This window comes from Streptomyces sp. DH12 (genome assembly GCF_020873895.1).
In the GTDB taxonomy this organism is placed as follows: Bacteria; Actinomycetota; Actinomycetes; order Streptomycetales; family Streptomycetaceae; genus Streptomyces.
Genome location: NZ_JAHWGT010001756.1, coordinates 1 through 379 on the forward strand (window position 1 = coordinate 1; position 379 = coordinate 379).

The following is a 379-nucleotide window of genomic DNA, read 5'->3' on the forward strand; positions in this document are numbered from 1 at the left end:
GCCGCGGCCGCCCTCGTCCCAGGTCTTGGCGCGGCGCAGGTGCGGAGCCGTGTGGCTGGTGTCGGAGACCTCGCAGATCAGGGTCGCCGCGTCATGGATCAGCCGCAGCCGGATCGGCGGGGCGCCGTAGCGGATGGCGTTGGTGACCAGCTCGCTCACCACCAGCTCCGCCGTGAACGACGCGCCGACGAGCTCCCACGCGGCGAGCTGGTCGAGGACCTGCTTGCGGATGGGGGCCACCAGCGCCGGATCGGCCGGGATGTCCCAGGTGGCGACCTGGGAGGACGGCAGACCGCGCAGGCGTGCCATCAGCAGCGCCACGTCGTCGGTCGCGCCGCCCGGCGCCAGCACGCTGTTCAGCACCCGGTCGCATGTCTCG

General features: G+C 73.4%; 1 protein-coding gene. It reads right to left on the reverse strand.

The annotated features are described in order from the left end of the window. On the reverse strand, positions 1–379 hold a 379-nt coding region (locus tag LPA54_RS42080; RefSeq protein ID WP_228985596.1), incomplete at both ends, for an ATP-binding protein.